Source organism: Streptomyces sp. NRRL S-495, assembly GCF_000966955.1.
Classification (GTDB): Bacteria; Actinomycetota; Actinomycetes; order Streptomycetales; family Streptomycetaceae; genus Kitasatospora; species Kitasatospora purpeofusca.
The window spans coordinates 1-7373 of the sequence record NZ_JZWY01000724.1 but is presented as its reverse complement, the minus strand read 5'-3'; the positions used below and the strand labels follow the sequence as shown (position 1 = coordinate 7373).

The 7373-nt window shown below is 74.1% G+C and carries 8 protein-coding genes and 2 pseudogenes; 2 read left to right on the top strand and 8 right to left on the bottom strand.

Annotation, left to right across the window (positions count from 1 at the left end; translation table 11 throughout):
• Window positions 1-296 (bottom strand): annotated as a pseudogene (locus VR45_RS31940) (acyl-CoA dehydrogenase family protein); the annotation flags it as partial.
• A gap of 3 nt (window positions 297-299) precedes the next feature.
• Window positions 300-1340 (bottom strand): phosphotransferase family protein, encoded by a 1041-nt coding sequence (locus VR45_RS31935; RefSeq protein WP_045943366.1) that lies wholly within the window; start codon window positions 1338-1340, stop codon window positions 300-302.
• 189 nt (window positions 1341-1529) lie between these two features.
• Between VR45_RS31935 and VR45_RS31930 the strand changes: the two genes are divergently transcribed.
• Complete coding sequence (locus VR45_RS31930; RefSeq protein WP_045943365.1) at window positions 1530-2627, top strand: hypothetical protein; 1098 nt, start codon at window positions 1530-1532, stop codon at window positions 2625-2627.
• Window positions 2628-2695: 68 nt separating this feature from the next.
• On the opposite strand, the gene VR45_RS31925 is transcribed toward VR45_RS31930, so the two are convergent.
• Window positions 2696-3112: a VOC family protein gene (locus VR45_RS31925; RefSeq protein WP_030396504.1), complete on the bottom strand. Its 417-nt coding sequence runs from the start codon at window positions 3110-3112 to the stop codon at window positions 2696-2698.
• A gap of 10 nt (window positions 3113-3122) precedes the next feature.
• The gene (locus tag VR45_RS31920; RefSeq protein ID WP_045943364.1) at window positions 3123-3542 is read right to left on the bottom strand and encodes a helix-turn-helix transcriptional regulator; all 420 of its coding nucleotides are present in this window, start codon (window positions 3540-3542) and stop codon (window positions 3123-3125) included.
• A 61-nt stretch (window positions 3543-3603) separates the two neighbouring features.
• On the opposite strand from VR45_RS31920, the gene VR45_RS31915 reads away from it, so the two are divergent.
• The gene (locus tag VR45_RS31915) at window positions 3604-4140 is read left to right on the top strand and encodes a DUF2199 domain-containing protein (RefSeq protein ID WP_045943370.1); all 537 of its coding nucleotides are present in this window, start codon (window positions 3604-3606) and stop codon (window positions 4138-4140) included.
• Here VR45_RS31915 and VR45_RS31910 read toward each other — a convergent pair.
• From VR45_RS31910 to VR45_RS31895, 4 genes and pseudogenes are all read right to left on the bottom strand, one after another.
• Window positions 4091-5035 carry a Gfo/Idh/MocA family oxidoreductase gene (locus VR45_RS31910; protein ID WP_063772579.1) on the bottom strand — a complete coding sequence of 315 codons (945 nt, stop codon included), beginning with the start codon at window positions 5033-5035 and terminating at the stop codon, window positions 4091-4093. The genes VR45_RS31915 and VR45_RS31910 overlap by 50 nt on opposite strands.
• Window positions 5036-5218: 183 nt before the next feature.
• Complete coding sequence (locus tag VR45_RS31905) at window positions 5219-5893, bottom strand: DedA family protein (protein WP_045943368.1); 675 nt, start codon at window positions 5891-5893, stop codon at window positions 5219-5221.
• Window positions 5894-6199: 306 nt separating this feature from the next.
• Window positions 6200-7027: a class I SAM-dependent methyltransferase gene (locus VR45_RS31900; protein WP_045943363.1), complete on the bottom strand. Its 828-nt coding sequence runs from the start codon at window positions 7025-7027 to the stop codon at window positions 6200-6202.
• Between the two features lie 149 nt (window positions 7028-7176).
• Window positions 7177-7373 (bottom strand): annotated as a pseudogene (locus tag VR45_RS31895) (hypothetical protein); the annotation flags it as partial.

Below are 7373 nucleotides of genomic sequence, written 5' to 3'. Positions count from 1 at the left end.
CAGTTGAGGGCGGGCGGGGCGAGGTGCGGGCTGCGGCCGGTGATCTCGGCGAGCGGCGCGTACTGGAGGTTGGTGAGTCCGGCGCCGTGCTCGCCGGGCAGGAAGAGGTTCCACAGGCCCTGCTTGCGCGCCTCCACCCGCAGGTCGGCGACCACCGGCGGGATCTCCCAGCGCGGCCGGGCCGGGTCGGCGAGCTGGGCGGCCAGCACCGGTTCGGCCGGGTACACGTGCCGGTCCATGAACTCCTCCAGCCGTTTGCGGAGTTCGAGGGTGCGGCGGTCGTAGGAGAAGTCCATCGGTCAGTGTCCCTTCAGCGTGGTGAGGCCGTGCTCGATCAGGACGGGCGCCGCCGTGCCCGCCCGCTCGAAACCGGCGCCGAGGGTGCGGCCCTGGCGGAACCGGTAGTGGATGCCCTCGGCGACCACGGCGAGTTTGTAGGCGGCGAACGCCACGTACCAGTCCAGTTCGGCGGCGTCCCGCCCGGTGGACCGCGCGTAGCGGTCGACCAGTTCGGCGCTGCTCGGGAAGCCGGGCGCGGTGGCGGCGGCCGGGACGAGCCCGCCGCCGACGCCGGCCAGTTCGGTGTACATCACCAGCAGTCCGACGTCGGTGAGCGGGTCGCCGAGGGTGGACATCTCCCAGTCCAGGACGGCGCCGATGACGTCCCGCCCGTCGTGCTCCTGGAGCAGCACGTTGTCGAGCCGGTAGTCCCCGTGCACCAGCGCCGGGGCCGGGGAGGTCGGCCGCCGGACGGTGAGCAGCTCGTGCAGCCGGTCGATGCCGGGCAGGTCACGGCTCCGTGACGCCGCCAACTGCGCTGCCCAGCGCTTGAGTTGACGCTCCAGATAGCCGTCGGGGCGGCCGAACTCGGCGAGTCCGACCGCCACCGGGTCGATCCGGTGCAGGGCCGCGAGGGTGTCCACCAGGGCCTCGCCGACCGCCCGCACCCGCCCCTCCCCGAGCGCGGCGAAGACCTCGGCGTCCCGGTGCACGACGCCGGGCACGAAGGCCATCAGGTACCAGGGTGCGCCGAGCACCTCCGAACCCGGATCCAGGTGGACCGTCTCCGGCACCGGCACCCCGGTGCCGCGCAGCGCCGTCATCACCCGGTACTCGCGGCCCATGTCGTGCGCGGTGGCGAGCACGTGCCCGAGCGGCGGCCGCCGAAGCACCCAGTCGTTGACGCCGTCGGTGAGCCGGTAGCTGAGGTTCGAGCGGCCGCCCTCGATCAGCTCGGCCCGCAGCGGACCGGCCACCGTGCCGGGCAGGGCGCGCTCCAGGTGGTCGCGCAATCGCTCCAGGTCCAGCCCCCGCGGGGGCTCGGGACCGGGCTCCGGCATGCTGTCCGACCTGCTCTCCGGCACGGGCACTCTCCCTCCGTCCGCCGACCGCGGCATCGACGACCAAGCGCCGACCAAGCCCCGGCCGAGCGACGACCAAGCTCTGACCAAGCCCTGACTAAGCGCTTGCTCAGCATTCAGCCGACGGCGGTGCCGTGTCAATCCCGACGGGACGTCACAATGAGCGCCATGAGGTTGATCCACACCGTCGCCGGCGTGCTGCTCCTGCTGCTCACCATCGGCAGCATCCTGCGCACGCTCGTCGTCCCGCGCGGCCTGTACAGCTCCCTGGTGCACGGCCTCTGGCGGGCCCTGCGCACCGTGCTGCGGCTCACCGCAGCGCCGTTCGGCACCTACCGCGCGCAGGACCGGGCCCAGACCTGGCTGGCCCCGCTGATGCTGACCGGCATGCTCGCCGTCTGGCTCGGCGGGATGCTGATCTCCTACACGCTGATACTGCACGGCACCTCGGGACTGGACTGGTCGATCTCCTTCCGCGAGGCCGGCTCCAGCCTCTTCACCCTCGGCTTCGCCAGCGGCGACCGGCTCCACCTCTCCGTGATCGACTTCATCGCCGCCTCCAGCGGCCCCCTGGTGATCGCCCTGCAGATCGCCTACCTGCCCACCCTCTACGCCGCCTACAACCGGCGCGAACTGGAGGTGACCCTGCTCCAGTCCCGGGCCGGCGAGCCCGCCTGGGGCCCGGAGCTGCTCGCCCGGCAGTCCCTGGTGGACACCGAGACCGCCCTCCCCCAGCTCTACCGGGACTGGGAGCGCCTCGCCGCCGACCTCGGCGAGAGCCACTCCAACTACCCGGTGCTGATCTCCTTCCGCTCCCCGCAGCCCAACCGCAGCTGGGTGGTCGGACTGATCGCCGTCATGGACGCCGCCGCCGTCCACCTGGCGATCTGCCCGCGCACCGCCCCGCCGGAGGCCCGGCTGGTGCTCCGGGCCGGGTTCACCGCGCTGCGCGACATCGGGCGCTCGATGCGGGTCGACTTCGACCCCGACCCGGCTCCGGACACGGCGATCCGCCTCAGCTACACCGAGTTCGACGCGGCCGTCGCCCTGATCACCGCCGCCGGGTTCCCGCACGAACGGCCCGCCCACGAGGCCTGGCCGCACTTCCAGGGGTGGCGGGTGAACTACGAGCCGCTGGCCTACGAGCTGGCCCGCCGCAGCGACGCCGTCCCGGCGCTGTGGAGCGGCCCGCGCGACTTCCGGGCCCCGGTCATCCCCCCGGCCCGCCCCGCCGACCGCCGACCGCCGGGCGGCCACGCGGGCTGACCTGCGGGCCGACCCACGGGCCGACCCGCGGGAGCGCCGCCCGACGAACGGACAGACGGGGACAGGCCCTACTTCGACTTCCGCTGGGTGAACCGCAGCATGTTGCCGGCCGGGTCGCGGAAGGCGCAGTCACGCACGCCGTACGGCTGGTCGATCGGCTCCTGGAGCACCTCGCCGCCCGCCGCGCGGATCCGCTCGAAGGTCGCGTCGCAGTCCTCGGTGGCGAAGATGACCGCCCGCAGCAGCCCCTTGGCCAGCAGTTCCGCCATGGCCTGCCGGTCGGCGGCCGAGGCGTTCGGGTCCGCCAGCGGCGGTTCGAGCACGATGTCCACCTCGGGCTGCGAGGGCGCGCCGACCGTCACCCAGCGCATGTTCTCGAACCCGACGTCGTTGCGCACCTCCAGGCCGAGGACGTCGCGGTAGAAGGCGAGCGCCTTGTCGTGGTCGTCGACGGCGATGAAGCACTGTGAAAGCTTGATGTCCATGCGCCTCACGCTACGGGTGGGGCGGACGATGCGCTTCTCCGTTCCTGACCGGTCTGGTGTACAGCTTCGCGTAGCAGGCCGGGATCGCGGCACCGTCCTCGTGGCCCCGGGCCCGGTAGGCGCTGGGGCTCTCCCCGACCAGCTCGGTGAAGCGCGAACTGAACGACCCCAGCGAGGTGCAGCCCACCGCGAAGCACACCTCCGTCACCGAGAGGTCCCCGCGCCGCAGCAGGGCCTTGGCGCGCTCGATCCGCCGGGTCATGAGATAGCTGTACGGGGTCTCCCCGAAGGCGGCCCGGAAGCTGCGCGAGAAGTGGCCCGGCGACATCAGCGCCACCCGCGCCAGCGCCGGCACGTCCAACGGCAGCGCGTAGTCACGGTCCATCGCGTCACGGGCCCGGCGCAGCCGGACGAGGTCCTCCAGCGTCACCCCTCCACCCTCGCACAGGGCAGTGACAACGGCTCCGACCAGGTCCTTTATGCTCTGCGCCATGTCCCCCGCGCACACCCCCGCCCACCATGACGCCCCCGACCGCGGTCACACCTGCGCCTGCTGCGCCGAACGGCACGACGGCCCGCCGCTCTCCTACGGCTCCCCGGCCCCGACGGGCTGGAAGCCGCGCTACGCCCGGCGCAGGGACAGTGAGCTCACCCCCGACCAGTGCGTGATCAAGGGCCGGGAGTTCTACGTGCACGGCCTGATCGAGATCCCGGTGCGGGACACCGGCGAGACCTTCTCCTGGGGCGTCTGGGTGTCGCTGAGCGAACCGAACTTCGCCCGGGCCCACGACCTGTGGGAGGACCCGGCCCGGGAGCAGGAGCCCCCGTACTTCGGCTGGCTGGTCACCGAACTGCCGGTCTACCCGGAGTCCACACTGCTGCTCAAGACGCATGTGCACACCCGGGCCGTCGGTCTGCGCCCGCTGGTCGAGCTGGAGCCGACCGGCCACCCGCTGGCGGTGGAGCAGCGCGAGGGCATCACGGCCGAGCGGGTGCGCGCGTTCGCGGACCAGCTGCTGGGCGGCTGACGGCCGGACCGGGGACCGCCGCGAGCGAACGCTCCGCGGCGGCGAGGATCTCCACCGTGCGCAGGCCGAACGCGGCCGAGCAGGGGTGGGCCTCGCCGGTGCGGGCGGCGGTCGCGAGGGCGTCCAGGGCGCGGTGGAACGCCGCGTGCGGGCCCTCCCCGCGCTCCGGCAGCCGGACGGTGCCGGACTCGCCGCGCAGTTCCATCGCGGTGCCGCCGCCGGCGACCGGTGCGGTCAGGCTCAGCGCGAGGGTGCTGGAGGCGCCGCCGACGTGGCGCAGCACCAGGTGCACGGTGTCCAGCGGGCCGGGCACCGCGGTGACGGCGGTCGCGTCGCCGAGCACGGGCAGCAGCACGGAGAGCGCGTGCGGGCCGACGTCCCAGAGCGCGCCCTTGTCCTTGCGCCACTGCGAGGCCGCGTACGCGCTGGTGGAGTCGGGGGCGAAGACCGAGCCGAGCCAGTCCGAGCGGCCGGTGAACCAGCCGCCGACGGCGGCCTGCTCCTCGATCCACGGCAGCTGCTCACCGCCGAAGCGGACGGTGAAGAACACCACGGAGGCCACCCGGTGCGCCTCGGCCGCCTCGACCACCCGGCGGGCGTCGGGGACGGTGAGCGCGACGGGCTTGTCGAGCAGCAGGTGGCAGCCGGCCTCGGCGGCACGCACCGCGAGGTCCGCCTGCACGGTCGGCGGCAGGGCGATCGAGACGGCGTCGACCTCGGCGAGCAGCCGGTCGAGGTCGGTGTGGCCGGGGACGCCGTACTTCTCGCCGAGCGCGGCGGCCGCCTCGGGGCGACGGCCCCAGACGCCCGCGAACTCGACGCCGGGGTGCTCCGCGAGGGCGGGCGCGTGCACCCGCTCCGCCCAGGTGCCGGTGCCCAGGAGTCCGATCCGCATGGTGCTCCTACTTCCTTCTTCGCGTGCTGGTCGGTGGTTCGGTCGTTCGGTCGTTCGGTGGTGCAGTCGTGCGGTTCCGCGGTCCTGTGCCGCCGCGAACGCCGCTGCCCGGAGCGGGTGCTCCGGGCAGCGGCTCGCGCGGGTCGGTTCCGGGTGCGCCCGTTCCGGGCGGACCCGGGGCCGTCAGTCGGCGGCGGGCGCGGTGACCGTCGGGGCCGCCTCCACGGTCTTCGCCGCGTCCTCGGCCTCCAGGGCGTGCGCGGCCTTCGCGGCGCGGCGCTTCATGAACCAGGCCGAGAACGCGCCGACGGCGACGGCGAGCAGCAGGCCGATCCAGGAAAACTTCGACAGCCACTGCTCGGCGACCTTGCCGACCTGGTAGACCAGCCACGTCGTGCCGCCGGCCCAGACCACGCCGCCGAGGACGTTGGCGATCAGGAACTTCCAGTACGGCATCTTCAGGGCGCCCGCCAGCGGGCCGGCGAAGATGCGCAGCAGGGCGATGAAGCGGCCGAAGAAGACCGCCCACATGCCCCACTTCTGGAAGGAGCGCTCGGCGCTGGCCAGGTGGCCGGGCCCGAAGTGCTTGGGGAACTTGCGGCCGAGCTTCTCGAACAGCGGCTTGCCGCCCTTGCGGCCGATCGAGTAGCCGATCGAGTCACCGATGATCGCGCCGGCGATCGCGCAGACCGCCACCCAGGCCGGGCTGACCACACCGCGCGAGGCCAGCAGGGCGGCGGAGACCAGGGCGATCTCCCCGGGGAGCGGGATGCCCAGCGACTCCAGTCCGATGATCAGCGCAACGAGGGCGTACACCGCGCCCGGTGGTACGCCTTCGATCCAGGCGTCGATGTGCAGCAAGGCCAGTACCTCCGTGGCAGGACGAGACCCGCGGCAGGCCCGCCCAGGTCCCGATCAGGTCCCCGCGGCTCGCGCGCCGGTCTCGACAGTCGTCCGAATGGCGGCACCAGGCCGCTCCCCGAGAGGGCAGCCTAACGTGCCGGGCGGCCCGTCCCCCCGGCCGATCACCCCTGCGTACGACGTGCGGGGCCCGCCCGGCGGTTCCGCACCCCGGGCCGTCCGCGCAACCCGGTCGGCGCCGGGTCGCGCGCCGGAGCCCGCCGCCGTGTCATCGGCGGCGGGGATTTCCTCTACCGGGGCCGCTCAGGTCCGGGTGGCGAAGTCCAGGACGGTGACCGTGGGGCGGTGGGTGGAGAGGGGTGGGACGGCGAGGACGAGGGGGAGGAGGGAGGCCAGGGGGCCGTGGTCGGCGGTGGGGCGGACGTCGCGCACGGCGGTGACGGCCGGGCTCGCGGTGCGGAGCTTGTCGCGCTCGCGGGCGTCCATCGACCACGGCATCGGGGGTGCCTGGTAGCCGGAGGTGCGCATCTTCCCGGTCCGGGTGAGGCGGGCGAACCAGCGCGGGACGGCGTCCAGGACGAGGGAGCCGCCGGGGAAGCGCTCGGCGCAGGCGGCGACGAGTTCGCGGACGCGGGGCGGGGGGAGGTACATCAGCAGGCCCTGGGCGGTGATCAGGACGGCGCGGTCGCGGTCCACCGCCTCGGCCCAGGTGAGGTCGGTGGCGTCGGCGGCCAGGTAGCGCTGTCGTGGGCCGGGCGGCAGGAGGCGTTCGCGCAGTTCCACCGCTTCGGGGAGGTCGACCGAGAGCCACTGCGCCCGGCCGTTGTCGACCCGCCAGTACTGGGTCTCCAGGCCCTCCCCCAGGCAGACGACCGTGCCGCGCGGCTCGCGGGCCAGGAAGTCGGCGACCTCGCGGTCGAAGCAGCCCACTCGCAGCGCCTGGAGGCGGGACTGCAGCCCGCTGGTGCCGAAGCGTTCCGCGAACGGGAAGTCGATCCGGTCGACGAGTTCGACGGCCTTGGGGTCGTGCAGCAGCGCGCCCGGCCGGCGGGCCTCGACGGCCCGCTGCCAGAGGGTCCACAGTGCCGTCTCGGGCACCGCCGCCAGGTCCGGACGCTCCGCGCCGCTCATCTCTCGCTCGCTCCCTCGGGTGGTGGGTGTCCCCCGGGACCTGGTCGGCTACGACCGGGTCCGCTACGACCCGCCGATTCTGACACCGCCGGGGGCGTGAACCCGGGGTGCGGCCACCCGGCGCGCCGGGCCCCGCTCCCGCGCGCCGGTCAGCCGACGCTGAACGCGCCGTCCGGCGGGGGCGGGGAGTCGGTGGCGGTGGCGTCGGTGACCGGTGCCGTGCGGCCGGCGAAGGCCGCGAGGTCCGCGCCGTCGGTCAGCCGGGCCGGGAAGATGTCCCCGGCCAGCCGCCGGACGAGGTCAGCGACCGGCAGCGGTCCGGCGGAGCCGACCAGCAGGATGTTGC